The following is a 19,861-nucleotide window of genomic DNA, read 5'->3' as shown; positions in this document are numbered from 1 at the left end:
GCCACGCCCACCACGGGCGTTAGCCATTCGCGACCGCCGCGCGCTCGGTCTCATAGGCCAAGCGGTTGGCGCGGCGGGTGCCCAGCACACCCATGCCGATCTTCAGCGCGACCGATCCGATCAGAAGCGCGCCGACGATCACCGGCACCACATCGGAGCTGATGCCGAGTGCCAGCAAACCTTGCCGCAGGAAGCCCAGCACCAGCCCCGCAAGGAAGGTGCCCAGCACCGAGCCCTGCCCGCCGTAGATTGACGAGCCGCCCAGAACCACGGCGGTGATGATGTTCAAAAGTGCCTCGGCCCCAAGGTCAGAGCGCGCCGAGGTGAAGTAAGCCGTCAGCACCAGCCCCGCGACAGCCGCCGCAAAGCCATTGAGCGCATAGACGGTGACAAGCGTGCGCGTGACCGGAACGCCGGTGAAGCGCGCCACATCGGCACTAACCCCGATCAGCTTGAGAAAGCGGCCAAAGCGCGTGCGATGCATGAGATACGTCGCCCCCGCCGCAATCACCACGGTGATGATCAGCGGCACCGGCACCCAGCCCAAAGCCCCTGTGCCAATCCAAGTGAAGCTTTTCGGCAGGCCCGAGATGCCCTCGTATTGGTAAGCCTCAAAGCCCCCGGCCCCGGCAACCGCAAAGCCCATCATGTCGAGAAGCGTGGGCAGGCCAGAGGCGACACCCGCATAGAAGAAGAGCATCGCGAGCGTGATGACGAGCGGGTTCACGTCGGTCTTTGCGATCACCGTGCCGTTGAAGGCACCAGCCCCCACACCAACGGCAAGCGCCAGCACCGCGCAAGCGCCGATCGGCACGCCCGCCACGAAAGATAGCCCCAGCACGATCGAGGCAAGCCCCATGATCGACACGCCCGAAATATCCATCCCCCCGGTCATGATGACCAGCGTCAACCCCACGGCCGCGATGATCACATGGACAAAGTCCGAGGTGGAAAAGAGCAGGTTTTCGATATTGAGGAAGGCCGGGTTGATCAGGCCAAGCACGATCAGTTCCACCACCAGCACAGCCGCCAGCATGAATTCCCAGCTTTTAAAGACAGAAGCTTTCACGATGCCATCTCCCGCGTTTCGGTGGTGTTGGTGGAGCGGTCTTGGTCGGCCTCTGCGCGGCGCATTTCGGCAGCGCGGGCAGCCAGTTGGCGGTTATGCACGGTGCGGCGGATCAGGTAGTCAAAGACCACGATGCCCAGAAGCACGGCACCTGCGACGGCATTGTTCCAGCTTCCCGGCACATGCAGGAAGATCATCATGCTATCGACCGCAGTAAGGAACAGCGCGCCAATGACGGCGGACCAAATGGACCCCGTGCCGCCCATCAGGCTGACACCGCCCAAAACCACAGCCGCGATGGCTTTCAGCTCTTGGCCGTTGCCGGTCTGCATTGGCACAAAGCCAATTTGGCCGACAAAGACGATCGCCGCAGCCCCCGCGAAAAGGCCCGAAAGCGTGAAGGCGGCAAAGCGCGTGGCCTTCACATTGATGCCCAGCAGGTAAGCGCCATCGGCATTATCGCCCACGGCATAGAAGTTGCGCGCGGCGCGGATACGCCACAACAGGACGGCCACCACGATCACCAGCACCGCCACGGCCCAAACCATCAGCGGAATGCTCATGTAACGGGTGACGGCGAAACTTTTGATGTTTTGCGGGATCGATTCAATCCAGCTGCCACCCGTCAGCACCCGCATGAAGCCGCGATAAGCCCCTAAAGTCCCAAGCGTCATGATGATCGGCGGAATACCAATAAAGACCACGCCCACAGCGTTCACCGCGCCCGCCAAAGCCCCGGTGATAAGTGCGCAGATCATCGCCAGTGGCAACGGCATTCCGGCATTTAACGCAAAACCAAAGATCACGGCAGACAGGCCCGCAATCGCGCCAACCGAAACGTCAATACCCCGTGTTTGCACCACAAACATCTGCCCCACAGCGATCAGCATCAGGAACAGCGAAGAGTTCACGATATTGATCAGCGTGAACGGATAGAGCACCGCTTTGTTTTGCGTGGCGACGGCTAAGATCATCGCCACCAGCAAAAACAGAACCAGAAGCTCACGGCTTTTGAGAATTTTCATCATGCCCCTGCGCCTCCGGTCGCATCGAAGGTGGCAGCCGAGATTTGCTCGACCCCCGTGACACCGGCGGCCAATTCAACCAGCCGCCCGCGTTTCATAATCAGCACCCGGTCGCTCACCTCCGAGATTTCCCCCACTTCCGAGGAAATCACGACCACCCCCACGCCATCGGCGGTGAGGTCACGAATGATGCGGTAAACGTCTTGGCGCGCGCGCGCGTCGATCCCGCGGGTGGGTTCATCCAAAATCACCACGCGCGGTTCCGGCGCGAGGGTTTTGGCCAGCACGATCTTTTGCTGGTTGCCGCCCGAAAGCGTTTTGGCCGATTGCATCGGCGACGAGAGCTTGATGCGCAGCTTATCGATAAAACGGGTCGCAAGGTTGCGTTCTTCCGCGCTCGACATAAAGCGGCCTTCGGGCATCGACATCACACCAGAGGAAATGGTCTGCGCCGAGGGCAGTGCCAAAAAGATGCCATGCGCGTGCCGATCTTCTGGCACGTAAGACAGACCCATCTCTTGGCAGATCTGCGGCGAGCGTTCGGGGGCGGGTTTGCCCGCAATCACCACCTCGCCCGTGGCTTCGGTATCAATGCCAAAGATCGCCTCGGCAAATTCGGTGCGGCCAGAGCCGACCACGCCCGAAATCCCCACAACCTCACCGGGATAGACGTCAAAGTTGACATCGCGGAAGGCTTGGCCCGACAGATGCCGCACTTGCAGCACCGGATGCGCGCCTTCGATGCGGTAGCATTTGCGGGCATCGGCATCATGGGGCGTGAAATCTTCGGGCAGCATCGCCTCGACCAATTGCTCGGCGGTCAGTTCTGAGGCCGGACGCGAGAGCACGAAATGCCCATCACGCAGAACGCTGACGCGATCCGAGAAATCGAGCACTTCATTCAGACGGTGCGAGATGAACAGGATGCCGATCCCCTGCGCGGTCAGATGTTTGATCTGCGCCGCAAGGCTCGCCACTTCGCGCCGCGTGAGCGACGAGGTAGGTTCATCCAAAATCAGCACATGGGCGTTGCGCAACAAGCCCCGGACGATCTCGACCAATTGCTGGTTGGCGATTGAAAGCTCGCCACCGGGGGCGGAAAAATCCGCCTCGAGCCCAATTTCTTGCGCGGCTTTTTCGGCCCGGCGCGCGTTCTCCGCCCGGTCGCCCGCCAGCCCCATGGTCAGGTTTTCCAAAACCGTAAGATTGGGAAAGATATGCGGCTCTTGCGGCACCATATAGATGCCTTTTTCATGCGCATCGGAGGGCTTTTTCAGCGCCACCGGCGTGCCATTCACCTCAACCGTCCCAGCGGTCGGCGTGTAAGCGCCCGAGATGATTTTGACGATGGTGGATTTGCCCGAGCCATTGCCGCCCAAAAGCGCATGCACCTGACCGGGGGCGATTTCAAAGTCGATCCCGCGCAAAACGGTGACGCTTTCAAACACCTTCCAGATGCCACGCAGCGCCACAAGTGGGGGAGTTGTGTCAGTCATTGGCTTGCTCCGCTGCCGCTTGTCCGGCTTGGCGCACCGCTTCAAGCTGCGCCAGCATGGCCGAAGGATCGGCAGCTTTGAAAATCGCAGAACCCGAAACCACCAGATCAGCCCCGGTGGCACAGGCGTCTTTGATGCTGTCGGCGGTGATGCCGCCATCAATCGCCATCACGGGGGCGAAATCGGCGCAAAGCGCGCGCAATTGCGCCAACCGCTCGGCCGCGGCGGGCACATCCGCCGGCGCACCATCGCGCGGATCAATCGCCAGCACCAAGATCACATCAGGCTTTTGCGCCAAAAGCGGCGCCAAGCTTTCGAGCGATGTGCCGGGCATCACGCCCAGCCCCGCAAGGATCGGCCTCTCCAAACAGGCGCTTGCCGCCCGGATTGCAGCCAGTGCCCCGGCCGCATTCAGCGCTTCGGCATGAACGGTGATCAAATCGGCGCCCGCTGCGGCAAAAGCATCAATCTGGTTTTCCGGTTCCGCCACCATCAGATGGACATCCAAGAACCCTTGCCCCCGCAGCGCAGAGACAAAGCCCGGCCCACCGGTGAATTGCGGCACCCAGACCCCATCCATAATGTCGAAATGCAGCACTTCGGCAGATTGAAGCGCCTCAAGCGCCGCGCCGATCGCCATGGCAGGCGCAGCAAAGATCCCGACCCCGATGCCTTTGGCACGGGCCTGTAGCGCAGCGCGCTCAACGCTATCCATGGGACTTACTCCCCGGCCAGCGCCGCAGCGTGATCGGGCATGACCATGCGGAAGAATTGTTTTTCGCGTCCGCCGATTTGAATCTCGGCGAGGCCCTTCACCACTTCGGCGTAATGGGCGGTTTTGCGGTGCTCATCGACCGCAGCTTCATTCACGAAGCCCTCATAGATGACGAAGTGATGATCGTCCTCGGGGTCTTGCAGCACGTCGAACCGATAGTTGCCGGGTTCGGCGCGGGTGCCTTCAAAATTGACACGAAACACTTCGAGAAACCGCTCTACACAGCCCGGTTTCACCCGAATGTGGACAAGTTGAACGAACATCGCACTCCTCCTTATGCGAGCCCCTCCTCCTAAGTTCCGGCTCCCCGGAAGATCGGCGGCAGGCCTGCGGCCCGGGACTCGTTTGCCGATCATTTGTTCCATGGAAAACCTTTTGAACAAACCTGTCAAGCAGCGAAAAGCGCTAACATTTCTTTCTGCACCTGCAAAATAAGGGAAATTATTGCACATTCGCACATCGGGCCATGCTTCGCGGTTGACAGAATGACGATCAAATGATCCCTTGTGCGCCAGGAGGAGGCAGCCATGAGCCAGGTCTCTACGCCACAAGACAACGGCTTTTTGCTCGATGCCGAGGAGGTCGAGCAGATCAGTCGCGCCGCTTGGCACTATTATAATGATGGGCTGACCCAAAATCAGATCGCCGATCTGGTGGGGGTTTCGCGCATCAAGGTCTCGCGCCTTTTGGAAAAGGGGCGACAGGCCGGGTTGATCGAATTGCGCATCAACTCCCCGCATGAGGGCAGCCTTGGCCTGCAAGAGGAACTTGTCAGCGCTTTTGGGCTAACGCAGGCGCGTGTCGTGCCGCAAGCAGAGGGCTTGGCGGCGGGCCCGCGCATCGGTCGCGCGGCGGCAAGCCTGCTCACACAAGGGCTTTGCCCCAATGATCTGCTGGCAATTGGCTGGGGCGAAGCGGTTTCGACCACCTTGCGCTATATGGCGCCGGTCTTTCCGCAAAATAACATCTCGCTCGTTAGCCTGACGGGCGGCGTCTCGGCCTACATCGGCAATACCGGGCTTTATGGCCCGCAGGGCTTTGCGCATCTGATCCCCACGCCGCTGCGCGTTTCTTCGACCGAATTGGCCGAGATGCTGCGGCTTGAACCCTATGTGCGCAATGTTCTTGATATGGCGCTGACCGCCAAAACCGCGCTGATCGGCGTGGGGTCGGTCGCGCGTTCGGCGACCTTGGTGCGCTATGGCTATTGCACCGGTGCCGAGATCGAACTTTTCACTCGGCGCGGCGCGGTGGGCGATGTGCTGGGCTATTTCTACGACCGTGACGGGCAGATTCTCGACCTTGATGTGCACCGCCATGTTGTGGCCGTCACGCCCGATGACCTGCGCCAGATCCCTTCGGTGATCGGCGCGGCGGCGGGGCCGGAGAAAGTGGAAGCTATCCTTGGTCTGTTGCGCGGAAGGCTCGCCAATATTCTGGTGACCGACGAACCAACAGCAAGGGAATTGTTGCGGAGGAAATGATGTCCACTCACCTGCTAGTTCTGGATGCCGGCACCGGCTCCGGACGCGCTGTGATTTTTGATCGTGAAGGGCGCCAAGTTGGCGTGGCACAGGAAGAGTGGCGGCATTTGCCCGAAGAGGGTGTTCCCGGCTCGATGGCCTTTGATATCGAGGGCGGCTGGGCCTTGCTGCGCCGCTGTATCAAAGGCGCGCTGGAAAGCTGCGGGCTGAAAGGCAGCGATATTGCCGCGATTAGTTCCACCTCCATGCGCGAAGCGATTGTGCTTTATGATGGCAAGGGCCAAGAAATTTGGGCCTGCGCCAATGTGGACAGCCGCGCCAGCGCCGAAGTGGCGGAATTGCGTGCGCGGTCAGACACTTTTGAGCGCGAGTTTTATGATGTCTCGGGCGAGGCTTTTGCTTTGGGCGCCCTGCCCCGGCTCAATTGGGTGCGCAAACACGCGCCCGAAATCTTTGCGCAAGTCCGCGCGATTTCCATGGTCAATGACTGGATCGCGAAACGGCTGACAGATGAGATCACGGTGGAACCGACGAATGGCTCCACCAATGGGCTGTTGGACCTCGCCACCCGGCAATGGTCCGATGAGCTGATTGCAAAAGCGGGGCTGGATCGCGCGATCTTCCCGCGCATCGTCGAACCCGGCACCATTGTGGGCCATGTCACGGGCGCGGCTGCCACCGATACAGGGCTGGCCGAGGGCACCCCGGTGGTTGCGGGCGGTGGCGATGTGCAGCTTGGCTCCATCGGGCTTGGCGTGGTGGAGCTTGGCTCTGCCGCCGTTTTGGGCGGCACCTTCTGGCAGCAGGTGGTGAACATCCCCAAAGGCAAGGTCGATGACACGATGCGCCTTCGGGTCAACGCCGCGGCGCTCCCCGATATGAACCAAGCCGAGGCGATCAGCTTTTTCGTGGGCCTCACCGCGCGCTGGTTCCGCGACGCCTTTTGCCAAGAAGAAATGCGCATCGCCGCTGAAACGGGCCGCGATGCCTATGCGCTGATGGAAGAATTGGCGATGCAGGTGCCGCCCGGCGCCAATGGCATCATCCCGGTCTTTTCCGATGCGATGGATTTCGGCAATTGGTATCACGCCGCGCCCTCGCTTTTGAACCTGTCGATTGACCCCGCCGTCGCCAATAAAGGCTCGATCTTCCGGGCGATTCAGGAAAATGCCGCCATTGTCGCTGCGGTGAACCTTGCGCGGGTGGAGGCGTTCGCGGGCGTGGGCGGCACCGGGCCACTGATTTTGGCGGGCGGCGCGGCGAAAGGCGTGCTGTGGCCGCAAATTCTGGCCGATGTGACCGGGCGCGAGATCCATATTCCGCAAGTGCGCGAAGCCACCGCTTTGGGGGGGGCCGCCGCTGCAGCAACGGGTGTGGGCCAGTTTTCCAACATCGCCGAAGCGGGCCGCGCCTTTGTGCGCTGGGATCGCACGCTGACCCCCAATGCCGCGAACCGCGCGCTTTATGACGAGGCGCGCGAACGCTGGCAGCAGGCCTACGCCGCGCAAAAAGCGCTGGTGGATGCAGGGCTCACCACCTCGATGTGGCGCGCGCCGGGCAGCTGATTCCAGCCAGCGCCCCCAAGAACAAGACGGCCCTGCCCCAGATCGGGACGGGGCCCTTCTTCTTGCGGCCCTTCGCGCTAGAAGCTTGCGTCAAAACGCAAATTTTTCGGAGATTGTTCGGCCCAGAGGGCCCTTTCAGCCGCTTTTCACGGGTTGCGGTTTTGCCGCAGATAGCGGTAGCATCCGCCATCTAAAAAACAGCAGGAAGGATCTGCCAATGAAACATACCAAGCTCTTTGCTGGCCTTGTGCTGGCCGCTGGCCTCGCCGCCCCGGTCGCGCAAGCCCAAGACATGTCCTTCTTCCGCATCGGCACCGGCGGCACCGCGGGCACCTACTACCCGATCGGCGGCCTGCTGGCGAATGCGATCTCCAACCCGCCCGGCTCGCGGCCTTGCGATGAAGGCGGCTCGTGCGGCGTGCCCGGCCTGATCGCCTCGGCGCTTTCGGCCAACGGCTCGGTCGCCAACATCAACGCCATCGCGGGCGGCTCGCTCGAATCCGGCTTCTCGCAATCCGACGTTGCCACCTGGGCCTATACCGGCACCGGCATCTGGGAAGGCAAACCGGCGGTCGACAAACTGCGCGCCATTGCCAACCTCTACCCCGAAAGCATCCACCTTGTGGCCAGCGCCGATTCCGGCATTTCGAGCGTGGCGGACCTTGCGGGCAAGCGCGTGTCGCTGGATGAACCCGGCTCGGGCACGCTGGTGGACGCGAAAATCATCCTCGCGGGCTATGGCCTGAGCGAAGATGACATCGAAGAAGAATTCCTCAAGCCCGACCAAGCCGCCGACCGGATGCGCGATGGCGCGATGGATGCGTTCTTCTTTGTGGGCGGCTACCCGGCTGGCGCGATTGCCGAGCTTGCCAGCCAACATGACGTGAAACTGGTGCCGATCTCGTGCGACGAGGCCCCCTCGATCTGCGCAGACTACAAATTCTTCGCGCCCGACACCGTTCCGGGCGGCACCTATGAAGGCAACCCCGATGACGTCGCGACCCTATCGGTGGGCGCACAATGGGTGACCAGCGCCGATCAACCCGAAGAGCTGATCTATGAGATCACCAAAGCCCTTTGGAACGCCAATACCCGCAAACAACTGGATGCGGGCCATGCCAAAGGCAAAATGATCACCGCCGAAACCGCGCTTGACGGCATCGGCATCCCGCTGCATCCGGGCGCAGAAAAATTCTACAAGGAAGCGGGCCTGCTGCAATAAGCTGCCCCAAACCTTGACCCTATGACCTTCAGGGGGGCGCGAAGACCATCGCGCCCCCCTCGCCCAATGCGAAGGAGCGCGCCCATGGCCGAAAACCGCAACAGCGAAAGCGAAGAGATCCGTCATCTGAGCGCCGAGGAACTGAAGGCGATCGAGGAAAAATTCGACCCTGAATTGCGGTTTCGCGTTTTAGCGCGCCCCTTGATGGTGGCCTCTGCCGCCATTTTGTTTTTGCTATCGTGCTATCACTACTACACGGCAGGTTTTGGCATTCCGCAGGCGACGGTGCACCGGGGTTTCCACCTTGGCGTCACCATCTTGTTGGTTTTCCTCAGTTTTGCCGCCTTTGGCCGCAAACACCTGCGGCCCAGCGTGTTCGCTCCTTGGGGGCTACCGTTAAGCGATTGGCTCTTGGGCCTCGCGGGGTTGGTGGCCGCACTTTACGTGCCGTGGATTTATAGCGACCTGGCCTTCCGCGTGGGCAACCCGCTGCCGATCGACATCATCATGGGCACGGTGCTGATCGGCGTGTTGCTGGAGGCCGTGCGCCGTTCGATGGGCTGGCCGCTGCCGGTGATTGCGATTCTCTTTATCGCTTACGCCTATTTCGGCAAATCCATGCCGGGGATTTTGGTGCATCCGGGCGCAAGCTGGTCCAACATCGTCAACCACCTTTATCTGACCTCGCAGGGGATTTACGGCACGGCGCTGGGGGTGATTGCCACCTATGTCTTCCACTTCGTGCTGTTTGGCGTGATGGCCACGCGCATCGGGCTGGGGCAACTTTTCATCGACATCGCCTCGGCGCTTGCGGGGCGCTACGCCGGGGGCCCGGCCAAAGTGTCGGTGCTCTCTTCGGCGCTTTTGGGCTCGATCTCGGGCTCCTCGATTGCCAATACCGTGACCACCGGCGCGCTGACCATTCCGGCGATGATCCGCATCGGCTACCCGCGCCATTTCGCGGCCGCTGTTGAAGCGGCGGCCTCCACCGGCGGGCAAATCACCCCCCCCGGTGATGGGCGCGGTGGCGTTTTTGATGATCGAATATCTGGGCGTGCCGCTCACCACGATTTTGACCGCCGCCCTTGTGCCCGCCTTCATGCACTTCTTTGGCGTGCTGGTGCAGGTGCACCTTGAAGCGCGCCGTCTGGGCCTGCGCGGTCTGTCGGCGGCAGAACTGCCCAATGCGTGGAAAGTGCTGAAAAAGGGCTGGCTCTCGGTGCTGCCGCTCGCGGTTCTGGTCGCGGTGCTGCTCTCCGGCCGCACGCCCTTTGCCGCCGCTTTCTGGTCGATCTCGTCGTCGATCATCGTGCTGGCGATCCAGCAGGTGATGAAATCGGGCCTGCTTGAGGGCCTGCGCGGCACGCTGGATGGTGTGATTGAAGGCTTTATTCTGGGCGCCAAGCAATCGCTTTCGGTTACCGCTGCCGCGGCTTTGGTGGGCGTGGTGATTGGCGTTGTGACGCTCACTGGCGTGGGCTTCAAAATCGCCTATATGGTCACCTCCATCGCGCAGGGCTGGGCGGTATCGCTGCATGACACGCTGGCCTTCCTGCCCTTTGAAGTGATGACGGTGGCAGGGCTGACGCTGCTTTTCACGCTGATCCTCACCGCCGTTGTCTGCATCTTGATGGGCTGCGGCATCCCGACGACCGCGAACTACATCATCATGGTGGCCGTGGCCGCACCGATCTTGGGCATGCTGGGCGTGCAGCAGATGGTGGCGCATTACTTCGTCTTCTACTACGGGGTTTTGGCCGATGTGACACCACCGGTGGCAATGGCAGCCTATGCGGGCGCGGGCATTGCGGGCGCCAATGCGTTTAAGGCGGGCAATACCGCGTTCCGGCTCAGCATGGGCAAGGCGCTGGTGCCCTTTGTCTTTGCCTTCCAACCGGCACTTTTGATCGTGACCGATGGCTTTACATGGCAGGCTTTCGCGCTCGCCTTCTCTGGCGCGGTCTTGGGCATTTGGGTGCTCGCCTCGGCAGTCTCCAACTGGCTTTTCGCGCCGCTTTACTGGTTTGAGCGGATCGTTTTGGTGATTGCCGCCTTCTTGCTGGTCGCCCCCAACCTTGGGGCCACGGCGGTGGGGCTTGCGCTGGTCGCGCCGATCATCGTCCGCCAAAAATGGCCACGCGGGCCGAACGCGGCCACCGCCTAACGAAACGAACCGAGAGAGGGATCACATGCGCATTGGGGTGATTGGAACGGGCAGCATTGCCAGCGCCGTGGTGCGCGCGCTTGCGCCCGAGGGGCATGAGATTACGGTCTCGGAACGTGGGCGGGCCTATTCGGCGGCGCTGGCAGCAGAATTTGCCAATGTCACCGTTGCCGCCAATGCGCAGGTGGTGGAAGCCGCCGATCTGATCTTGATCGGCCTCTTGCCCGAACATGCCGAGGCCGCCCTTGGCGCGCTCACCTTCCGCGAGGGGCAACAGGTGATCTCGCTCATGGCCGATGTGCCGCTCGATCAGGTGGCCACTTTGGTTGCCCCGGCCTCTGTCAAAACCGTGATGCTGCCCTACCCCAGCCTGCCCGCAGGCGGCACGCCGATCATGGTGCTGGGGGAAACGGCGCTGGTGGAAACGCTTTTGGGCGCACGCAACACCGTCTTTGCCCTGCGCGACCGGGCCGAGCTTGGCGCCTACCTTGCCGCGCAAGCGGTGCTTTCGCCTGCCACGCAACTCGTGGCCGAAGCCGCAAACTGGCTCGCTCCCCATTTGCAAGACCCCGCGCGAGGCGAGGCCTTCTTGCGGATGCTGGTGTCTTCAAGCCTTGCCGCAGGCCCGGCGGCGGAGCTGCTTGCCTCGCTCAATACCGAGGGCGGCTATAACCAAGGCCTGCGCCAGCATATGGAACGCGCGGGCATGGTGAAAGCCCTGCATGAGGGGTTTGAGGCGCTGACCCGCTAGCCAATTCGTCGAAAAGGCCTCCGCTTAAGCCGGATAAATCCCGCCGCCAATCGCGGTGGCTGGATCGGCTTCGAAGTCCTCCATAAAGAATGCGTGCCCTTTCAGCATGCTCAGCAAATCCGGGTCGAGCGCGGCGATCTCTTCTTCGCTGCGCACAGACACCACTTGCATGCGCGAAATCAGGCAACTGGGCGGCTCCCATGCCCATTCATCTTCGATCTGGCCCGCTTTGATCGCTTGCTCCATCAAAGCGCTTTCCTGCGCCAGATCGGCCTTTTGCACATGGGCGAGCGCCTCTTTCGAGCTTTGCCCAATCGCCGCGTGAAACGCGCGAAACTTCTCGCCGCTGCCGGTTTTGCTGCGCAGGCTCTCAATCACCCACCATTTGCGATCTTCAGACAAGACGGGGAGTTCGGTCATCCTAGCCTCCATTGGCGCGGGCGTGCATGGGTTGGGATAGTGCCGGAGATACCGCCCCAGCCCAACAGGGCAAGGCAACGCCAGAAGCTTAGCGCAAGGCCCGGAGAAACGTCCCGCGTCGCGAAGACGCAGGCCCAAACGCGCCTAATTCCCGTAACCCGTCATTTCCAAATAGCCCACACCTTCATGGCTGCCCGAGACCGTCACCGGCCCCTCCCAATACGGCACCGAGACCTCCATCCAAGCCTGTGGGTTTAAGGCTTGCACAGTGACGGCAACGCCCTTTTCAGGCAGGGTGATCTTCCATGAAACTGGCAGTTCTCGCCCTGCCACGCGGCGCAGTTTCAGCGCCGTGGCCTGAAACGCGCCATCTTCGAAAGCTGTGGGCGTGCCGTCCGGGGCAATCCATGTGGCGGCGGTGAAATCCTGAGCCCCGCGCAACACGAAACCCATCAGCCGCGCACCATCTTTGAAACTGAGCGAGAACCAATCCCACCCGCTTTGATCTGCGGCAAGCGGTTGCGAGGACCATTCTCGGTCCAGCCAAGCCGTGCCGGTGACGGGCACGCGCCCTTCCGGCAAGGTCAATTCCCCCGTCAGCGCATAAAACGGCTGGGAATAATAATAACTCGCCTGCCCCGCGCCGGATTTGACCGAATAGCCCCCCTGCCCATGTTCGACAAGCGGGCCTTGGGCCGTCAGCCTGACATCATAAGCGAAGTCGTCACCCGAAGCCGTGAGCTGCAGATCATCCAGATCCGGCCCCGCCATTTGCCAATCATCAATCCACGCTTCGAATGGGGCCGCGTTCACCCCCGCTTGCCCAATGCCGCCACGCGCCAGCCGTTCGGCTACGTAATGCGCGGAGGGCGTGGTAACCGCCGCATGCCCCATCCAAAGCTGCGGGCTCTGCCAGCCTTCGCGTTGATCTTCTGCTGGCTCGGGCGCGAGGGCGGAGCGGAAAAGCGTCCATTGCAGGCCGTAGGATGTACCATCGGGGCCCGTCATATTCGCCGTGAGATACCACCACTCGATACGGTAATCGGGATGCGCGCCATGATCTTGCGGGAAGGTCAAGGCCACACCCGGCTGCGGGTAGGCAAAGCCATCGGCCTCAGCCCCAAGCCCGGCAAACCCCTGCGCGACGGCGGGGAAAGGCAGGAAAAGCGCAACGATCAAAGCCTTAGCGTTCATTGCGAAACACCCCCAAAAGCCGCGCAGGCGCCATCCGCGAAAGCTGCCACGCGGGCCAAAGCGCGGCCAAGCCCGCAGCCGCCAAGGCAAGCAGCGTGAGCCGCGCGTAATCGGCAGGAAAGAGATACATCGGCAAGCGCCAGCCAAAGGCTTCGACATTGACCACCGCCAAAAGCGCCCATGCCAGCGCCAGCCCCAAGGGCAGCGCCAAAACGCCCGTGAGCGCGGCCAACACCAAAGCGCGGAGCAAATCGAGCCCCGCCAAAGAGCGCCGCGTCAGCCCCAACGCCCAAACCGGGGCGAGTTGTGGCAAGCGCATCGCGGCCAGCGTGAGCAAGCTCATCAGCATTGCAAACCCCGCGACCGCCAGCGTCAGCACATTGAGAGCCGCAGTAACGGCAAAGGTGCGTTCAAACACCGTGAGCGAGAGCGCCTTCAGGCCCGATTGGTCAATCATCGCATCTGGTGCAATGCCCCGTTCCTCCACCAAATGCCTACGCACCGATGGCAGCTGATCGGGCGGCACCCGCAGGCCAAAACGGCGCGGCGCAACATCGGGAAAGGCGGCGCGGAAAAGCGGCTCCGAAAGGCTCACTTGCCCGACCGGATTGCCGTAATCGCCGTAAATCCCCAAGACGGGTAGGCGCAGCCCCGGCGCGATGGGGATGGTGTCGCCCAAACTCAGCCCCGCGCGGCGGTAAAGCTGTTCGTTGATCAGCACCCCTTTGCCTTGCGCGAAAGCCTGCCAAACCTGCGGCACGGCGCGCAAAAACTGCCAATTGTCCCGGTAGGTTGAATCATCGCGCAGCCCGTGAAGCGTGGCGGACTGGCCGTTAATTTGGGTCTCCACACTCATCAACGGCAACACTGCCCGCACCGGAGGGCCAAGTGCTTCAATCGCGCTTGCCTGTTCGGGCGTCGCGGCGGTCACATAAAGCTCTGCCGCCAAGCGTTGGTCCAGAAAAGCGGTGAAGGTCAGCCGGAACGACGAAACCATGGTGGACACGCCCACATTCGCCGCCATCGCCAACAAAAGCGCCATCAGCGCGAGCGAGAGGCCGGGCAATTGCGCGCGGCTATCGGCCCAAAACCATTGTGCCACCGGGCCTTGCGCACGGGATTGGGCAAGCCGCAGGACCAAACCCAGAAGCGGCGGCAGGGCCAGCGCGCCGCCCAACAAAAGCGCGCCGAGCATGACAAAGCCCGCGCGCAAGCCATGGCCCCACAGCACCAAACTGCCCGCAAGCAGCAAAAGCGCCACAGCAAGCGCGGCCAACCACGGGTCGCGCCGCGCCAAGGCGCGGGCTTGCGGCTGTGCGCTCGCCAAAAGCGGCATACGCGCCAGCGAGATCAGCGCGCCGCCCCCCGCCAAGGCGGTGCCGCCCAAAGCAATCGCGAGCCCCGAAAGCCACCACGCGGGCCGCAAAGACAGGCTGCCCGAGACCTCGGCCCCATAAAGGCCGCGCAGGCTGGCCGCCACATCGGGCAAAAGCGCCGCCGCCACCGCATAGCCCAAAGCCACGCCCAAAGCGCCCGCCACAATCGCCAGCAGTGCCAGTTCCGCCGCCATCAAGCCAATCAATCGCGTGAGCGGCACACCGAGCGCGCGCAGCGTGCGCACCATGGCCCGGCGCTGCTCAAAAGCGAGCCCAATTGCCCCATGCACGATAAAAAGCCCCACCGCGAAGGACAAAAGTCCAAAGGCGGTGAGGTTGAGGTGAAAACTATCGGTGAGCCGCGCCATATCGGCCTCGGCCTGCGGGGCGACCTCGCTCAGCCCCGGCGCCACCTCGGCAAGCGGGCGTCGGGTCAGCGGCTGATCGGGTGAGACGAGCAGCCGATCCACTTCGCCCGCGCGGTTCAAAAGCCTTTGCGCCAGCCCAATATCGGTCAGCACGGTGTTGGGAGCGATTTCGGGCACCGCGACACGCTGTGCGGTCACGGTCTCAGGCAAGGCCGCCAAAGCCTCAGCCCGCCCAAAAACTTGGCCCGCGCCAGACATGAAGGCCAAAGGATCGGGGGCCACGCCATGGGGCATGGGGATAATGCCCGAAGGGGCGCTCAGCGGCTCGATCCCGACGATCCGCACCGTCTGTGCGCCGTGCCGCAAGCGCCCCTCGATCACCGGAGAGACCAGCCAACCCGCGCGGCGCAAGGCGATATAGGTGGATTGCGCAATGCTCCCGCCCTGAGACGGAGCAAGACTTGCAAATTGCCCCTCCCCCAACGTGGCGGCAGCCGCCGCATAACTCGCCCGCGCCTCGGCATTGATCGCTTGCACGCCGGACCAAAGCGCCGTGCCAAGCGCCAAACCAGCGAGCAGCGTGATCAATTGCAGCGGATTGCGCCGCCAATGCCCCAACAAAGCCGCCCAGATCGCGCGGGTCACCGCACCACCCCAGCCTGCAGATGCAGCCTACGCGGCAGGCGCGCGGCAAGCCGTTCCGAATGGGTGACCAAGACCAACCCTGCCCCGGTTTCGCGCACCAGATCACACAAAAGGTCGAACACAGCATCCGCCGTGGCTTCATCCAAATTGCCCGTCGGCTCATCGGCCAGCACCAATCGCGGCGCGGCGGCAAGCGTGCGGGCAATCGCCACGCGCTGCTGCTGCCCGCCCGAAAGCTGTTCTGGATATTTGCGCAACTGCGCCGCCAAGCCCAAACGCTCCGCCAGGCCCGCCGCCCGCGCCGGGTCATGCCGCCCCGCCAAGCGCGCCTGAAAGGCAATGTTATCGGCCACATCAAGCGAGGGGATCAGGTTGAACTGCTGAAAGATCACCCCCACCGTGGTGCGCCGCAAAGCCGCGCGCCCGGCATCCGTCAACCCGGTCAGATCTTGCCCAGCCACCAAAACGCGCCCGGCATCGGCCACATCCAGCCCGCCCGCCAAATGCAAAAGCGTGCTTTTGCCAGAGCCAGACTCGCCCGTGAGGGCCAGCATCTCACCGGGCTGCACTTGCACCGACACGCCTCGCAGCACCGCAGCCTCGGCCCCGGGGTAGCGCTTTACCACATCACTAAGTTCAACCAGCATGATCCCTCCTGCGCCTTCAAGATATGTCCCCGTGCCACAAGGAAAAGGCCCGCCTTGCGCAGTTTGCACGCTGTTAACCCTGCGTGTGAAAACCCCTATTTGGTAACCTTTGTGTAACCTGTCGGGCGCATCGTTTTCCTTGGGGGTATAGTAATGAGGAGAGTGGGGAATGGACCGCATATCGGGGCTGATGCCCCAAACCGGATGGTCACCACTGCTAAGCGCAGTGGCACCGAAAAAACCGCCAGCAACCACGGTTGAACCGGCATCGAACGCCGCGAACACCAATTCGCAACTTGGCGCCGATGTCGATACCAGTTCGCAAGCGCAACGCGTGCAAGAGCTTAAAGCACGCAGCCGCGACGTGACGCTGGAAACGGCTGTGCTCGCACAAAGCCGCGCGCAGGCGATGCCTGACCCGGATGCGCCGACTGGCCCGCCGCCGACCTTCGACGTGACACCGCTTGAGGCGAAAGCCGCCGAACTGCGCTCTGTCCCGCGTCAAGGTACTGAGGTGGCCGACACCGCAGAAAGCGAAGACACGCGCGCCCCGGAAGCCGAACCGGAAACCGCCGCAACGCAAGACGCGGCCCCCAAGGAAGCCGCGCCGGAAGCGCCGCCTGCACCGATGCCGAGCACCGACTGGCAAGCGGGCAGTGACACCGCCGAACCGCATCTTGACGTGACCCGCTAAGCGCGACGCTTGTCGCCGCGCTTAGTGTCGAGGGCGTTTGCGCCCTGCCCGGAGGCTGTCCCTCCGGATTGGTTTGCTGTGGCCGCCGATCGACCGATCGCGCGGCTTGTCGTGATCTTTGTATCTCGCACCCGGTTGGCGCGCCCCACGTCACCGCGCGTGCATTTTGTGCCCATTGCAGCGCTCGGCTCGCGGCAGTGGCTTTTGCCATGTCATGTGCCACGGCAGCGCAGTGCCCCTGCGTCATCCGTTCGCGCTTTCCTCCCCTGCGCGCCTCGCGTATAAGCGGCCAATGAAGACCGCCGCTGGCGCTGACCGCGGCATACCGAGAGACCTCGAGGACCGCATGACCAAACAATCGCATGAAAACGACGTCGCCTTCATCCAGGCGTTGGCGGAACTTCTGAACCAAAACGAACTGACCGAAATCGCGGTGGTGCGGGAATACGGCGAAGATGACAGCCTTGAGGTGCGCGTGGTGAAACAAGCCACCGTTGTCGCCGCCCCGGCGCCTGTCTACGCTGCCCCGGCAGCCGCGCCTGCTGTGGCCGCCGCTCCGGCAGCCGCCTCGGCGGCAGCGGCCGCCCCGGCCAATGATGATCCGGCCAACCACCCGGGCGCCGTGACCTCGCCGATGGTCGGCACCGCCTATCTGGCCCCCGAGCCGGGTGCGGACGCCTTTGTGAAAGTGGGCGATACGGTCAAAGAAGGCCAAACGCTCCTGATCGTCGAAGCGATGAAGACGATGAACCACATCCCGGCGCCGAAATCGGGCACGGTGAAACGCATTCTCGTCGATGATGGCGCGCCCGTCGAATTCGGCGCGCCCCTGATGATCGTCGAGTGAGGCGCCCATGTTCGACAAGATCCTGATCGCCAACCGGGGCGAGATCGCGCTGCGCGTGATCCGAGCCGCCCGCGAGATGGGGATCGCCTCGGTCGCGGTGCATTCCGTCGCGGACGCCGATGCGATGCATGTCCGCATGGCCGATGAAAGCGTCTGCATCGGGCCGAACCCGTCGTCGGAAAGCTACCTGTCGATCCCCGCGATCGTCGCGGCTTGCGAAATCACCGGCGCGCAAGCGATTCACCCCGGCTATGGCTTCCTTTCGGAAAACGCCACCTTCGTGCAGGTGCTCGAAGATCACGGCATCACCTTCATCGGCCCCAAGGCGGAGCATATCCGCATTATGGGCGACAAAATCACCGCCAAAGACACGGCCAAGAAGCTGGGCATTCCGGTTGTGCCGGGTTCGGATGGCGGTGTGCCCGATGTCGAATCCGCCAAAAAAGTTGCCGCGGAGATTGGCTATCCGGTGATCATCAAAGCCACCGCAGGTGGTGGCGGGCGCGGCATGAAAGTCGCGCTCAACGCCGATGAGATCGAGATCGCCTTCCGCACCGCGCGCTCGGAAGCGAAAGCAGCCTTCGGCAATGACGAGGTTTATATGGAGAAATATCTCCAAAAGCCGCGTCACATCGAAGTGCAGGTCTTTGGCGATGGCCGTGGCCGTGCCGTGCATTTGGGCGAGCGCGATTGCTCTTTGCAACGCCGCCACCAAAAGGTGTTCGAGGAAGCCCCCGGCCCCTGCATCACGCCCGAGCAACGCGAGCGGATCGGCATGATCTGCGCCAATGCGATGGGCGAGCTGGGCTATTCGGGCGCGGGCACGATCGAATTCCTGTTTGAGGATGGCGAGTTCTACTTCATCGAGATGAACACCCGCTTGCAGGTGGAACATCCGGTGACCGAGGGCATCTTTGGCGTAGACCTTGTGCGCGAGCAAATCCGCGTCGCCGCGGGCGAAGAGATGAGCTTCCACCAAGACGAGCTGCAATTGCGCGGTCACGCGATTGAAGTGCGCATCAACGCCGAGAAACTGCCGAACTTCGCGCCCTGCCCCGGCAAGATCACGCAATACCATGCCCCCGGCGGGCTGGGTGTGCGGATCGATTCGGCGCTTTATGACGGCTATAAAATCCCGCCCTATTACGACAGCTTGATCGGCAAGCTGATCGTGCATGGGCGTGATCGGCAAGAGGCTTTGGCCCGGCTCAACCGCGCGCTTGGCGAGTTGATCGTGGATGGCGTGGACACCACAATTCCGCTGTTCCGCCACCTGCTGGAAGAGCCCGACATTTTGGGCGGCGACTACTCGATCCACTGGCTCGAGAAATGGCTCGACCGCACCTTCGGATAACAAAAGCGCCCCCGCGAGGGGGCGTTTTTCTTAAGATCGTGGGCGCAAATACGCGGTGGCGCGGCGCTTCGTTTCGGGGCGGTAATAGTCAAAAACCGGGCCACGCTTGCCTTGCGGCACCGTTTCCCAATCCGCCCATTGCACCGTGTAGCCCAAAACATCGGCCATCGCTTCCAGCGCGGTGGGGCTTGGAATGCCGATCAGCGCCTTTTCCTGCCCCTCGGTCTGCGGCAGCGCGTTAAGGTCTTTCGATGGGTCTTCGCGGATCAACATGATCACTTGCCCCGGGCGCAGCGCAAATTCGCTATCCATCACAATCAGCTTCGGCTTGAACCGGGTCACCAATTGCATCAGGCGGAAATGGTCCATGATGTGATAGAAAATGCCCAAAACCCCAATCACATCATAGGCTTCACCTGCCTTCAGCTCGGCTTCCAGACCCTCAAAAATATCGCCCACACGCAGATCAACCCGGTCTTTCGCCAGCCCTTCGGGGAATTGCTGAAAGCGCTCCACCAGATGCGGGCGGCCTTCAATGCCCACCACCTCGCGCGCGCCCGCCGCAGCAAAAGCGTAAGCCCAACGCCCATCATGCGCGGCGAGGTCCAAAACCCGCGCGCCTTGCAACTCTTTGCGGATCGGCTCAATCAGATATTCATGGCGTAGGTTGAGCCGCTTAATCCCCGACTTATCCTCGGCATAACGGTCGAGACCCTGAAGAAAATTGAAAAATCCCATGGTATTGCCGCTTTTTCCTGTCTATTT

The 19,861-nt window shown here is 62.3% G+C and carries 17 protein-coding genes and 1 pseudogene; 8 read left to right on the top strand and 10 right to left on the bottom strand.

Annotated elements, in window-relative coordinates; translation table 11 throughout:
* Window positions 1–19 precede the first annotated feature (19 nt).
* From CRO18_RS08885 to CRO18_RS08865, 5 genes are read right to left on the bottom strand one after another with little or no spacing between them, the layout of a single operon-like run.
* On the bottom strand, window positions 20–1,069 hold the full coding sequence (locus tag CRO18_RS08885; RefSeq protein ID WP_097081856.1) for an autoinducer 2 import system permease LsrD: 1,050 nt from the start codon (window positions 1,067–1,069) through the stop codon (window positions 20–22).
* Complete coding sequence (locus CRO18_RS08880) at window positions 1,066–2,097, bottom strand: ATPase (RefSeq protein WP_097081855.1); 1,032 nt, start codon at window positions 2,095–2,097, stop codon at window positions 1,066–1,068. The genes CRO18_RS08885 and CRO18_RS08880 overlap by 4 nt, the downstream gene beginning before the upstream one ends.
* On the bottom strand, window positions 2,094–3,590 hold the full coding sequence (locus CRO18_RS08875; protein WP_076485528.1) for a sugar ABC transporter ATP-binding protein: 1,497 nt from the start codon (window positions 3,588–3,590) through the stop codon (window positions 2,094–2,096). The genes CRO18_RS08880 and CRO18_RS08875 overlap by 4 nt, the downstream gene beginning before the upstream one ends.
* Entirely contained in the window at window positions 3,583–4,305 is a 723-nt protein-coding gene (locus CRO18_RS08870) for a ribulose phosphate epimerase (RefSeq protein ID WP_097081854.1), read from the bottom strand. Before CRO18_RS08870 ends, CRO18_RS08875 begins: the two co-directional genes overlap by 8 nt.
* Before the next feature lie 5 nt (window positions 4,306–4,310).
* Window positions 4,311–4,628, bottom strand: coding sequence for an antibiotic biosynthesis monooxygenase (locus CRO18_RS08865; RefSeq protein ID WP_076485530.1), 318 nt, complete (start codon window positions 4,626–4,628; stop codon window positions 4,311–4,313).
* Between the two features lie 264 nt (window positions 4,629–4,892).
* On the opposite strand from CRO18_RS08865, the gene CRO18_RS08860 reads away from it, so the two are divergent.
* The 5 genes and pseudogenes from CRO18_RS08860 (at window position 4,893) to CRO18_RS08835 (ending at window position 11,551) form a co-directional block, all read left to right on the top strand.
* Window positions 4,893–5,849 (top strand): sugar-binding transcriptional regulator, encoded by a 957-nt coding sequence (locus tag CRO18_RS08860; protein ID WP_097081853.1) that lies wholly within the window; start codon window positions 4,893–4,895, stop codon window positions 5,847–5,849.
* A complete protein-coding gene (gene lsrK, locus CRO18_RS08855) occupies window positions 5,849–7,414 on the top strand; it encodes an autoinducer-2 kinase (RefSeq protein ID WP_076485532.1) in 1,566 nt (521 codons plus the stop codon). The genes CRO18_RS08860 and lsrK overlap by 1 nt, the downstream gene beginning before the upstream one ends.
* Before the next feature lie 217 nt (window positions 7,415–7,631).
* On the top strand, window positions 7,632–8,636 hold the full coding sequence (locus tag CRO18_RS08845) for a TAXI family TRAP transporter solute-binding subunit (RefSeq protein WP_097081851.1): 1,005 nt from the start codon (window positions 7,632–7,634) through the stop codon (window positions 8,634–8,636).
* Window positions 8,637–8,720: 84 nt separating this feature from the next.
* Window positions 8,721–10,800 (top strand): annotated as a pseudogene (locus CRO18_RS08840) (TRAP transporter permease).
* A 25-nt stretch (window positions 10,801–10,825) separates the two neighbouring features.
* The gene (locus tag CRO18_RS08835; protein WP_097081850.1) at window positions 10,826–11,551 is read left to right on the top strand and encodes an NAD(P)-binding domain-containing protein; all 726 of its coding nucleotides are present in this window, start codon (window positions 10,826–10,828) and stop codon (window positions 11,549–11,551) included.
* 24 nt (window positions 11,552–11,575) lie between these two features.
* Here the strand turns inward: CRO18_RS08835 and CRO18_RS08830 are convergent, their stop codons facing one another.
* The 4 genes from CRO18_RS08830 to CRO18_RS08815 all read right to left on the bottom strand — a co-directional run bounded on the left by CRO18_RS08830 (window position 11,576) and on the right by CRO18_RS08815 (window position 16,201).
* On the bottom strand, window positions 11,576–11,971 hold the full coding sequence (locus CRO18_RS08830; protein WP_097081849.1) for a hypothetical protein: 396 nt from the start codon (window positions 11,969–11,971) through the stop codon (window positions 11,576–11,578).
* Window positions 11,972–12,115: 144 nt separating this feature from the next.
* Entirely contained in the window at window positions 12,116–13,165 is a 1,050-nt protein-coding gene (locus CRO18_RS08825; protein WP_097081848.1) for a lipocalin-like domain-containing protein, read from the bottom strand.
* A complete protein-coding gene (locus CRO18_RS08820) occupies window positions 13,155–15,554 on the bottom strand; it encodes an FtsX-like permease family protein (RefSeq protein WP_097081847.1) in 2,400 nt (799 codons plus the stop codon). Before CRO18_RS08820 ends, CRO18_RS08825 begins: the two co-directional genes overlap by 11 nt.
* Entirely contained in the window at window positions 15,551–16,201 is a 651-nt protein-coding gene (locus CRO18_RS08815; RefSeq protein WP_097081846.1) for an ABC transporter ATP-binding protein, read from the bottom strand. Before CRO18_RS08815 ends, CRO18_RS08820 begins: the two co-directional genes overlap by 4 nt.
* A gap of 169 nt (window positions 16,202–16,370) precedes the next feature.
* On the opposite strand from CRO18_RS08815, the gene CRO18_RS08810 reads away from it, so the two are divergent.
* The 3 genes from CRO18_RS08810 (at window position 16,371) to accC (ending at window position 19,096) form a co-directional block, all read left to right on the top strand.
* Entirely contained in the window at window positions 16,371–16,895 is a 525-nt protein-coding gene (locus CRO18_RS08810) for a hypothetical protein (protein ID WP_097081845.1), read from the top strand.
* Window positions 16,896–17,241: 346 nt separating this feature from the next.
* Entirely contained in the window at window positions 17,242–17,742 is a 501-nt protein-coding gene (accB, locus tag CRO18_RS08805; RefSeq protein WP_076485541.1) for an acetyl-CoA carboxylase biotin carboxyl carrier protein, read from the top strand.
* Between the two features lie 7 nt (window positions 17,743–17,749).
* A complete protein-coding gene (gene accC / locus CRO18_RS08800) occupies window positions 17,750–19,096 on the top strand; it encodes an acetyl-CoA carboxylase biotin carboxylase subunit (RefSeq protein WP_097081844.1) in 1,347 nt (448 codons plus the stop codon).
* A gap of 30 nt (window positions 19,097–19,126) precedes the next feature.
* On the opposite strand, the gene CRO18_RS08795 is transcribed toward accC, so the two are convergent.
* On the bottom strand, window positions 19,127–19,834 hold the full coding sequence (locus CRO18_RS08795) for a DUF1698 domain-containing protein (protein WP_097081843.1): 708 nt from the start codon (window positions 19,832–19,834) through the stop codon (window positions 19,127–19,129).
* Window positions 19,835–19,861: the final 27 nt, after the last annotated feature.

Source organism: Rhodobacter sp. JA431 (assembly GCF_900217725.1).
In the GTDB taxonomy this organism is placed as follows: domain Bacteria; phylum Pseudomonadota; class Alphaproteobacteria; order Rhodobacterales; family Rhodobacteraceae; genus Rhodobacter; species Rhodobacter aestuarii.
Note: the sequence above shows the minus strand (reverse complement) of the source record. Positions and strands in the feature narration are given on the sequence as shown.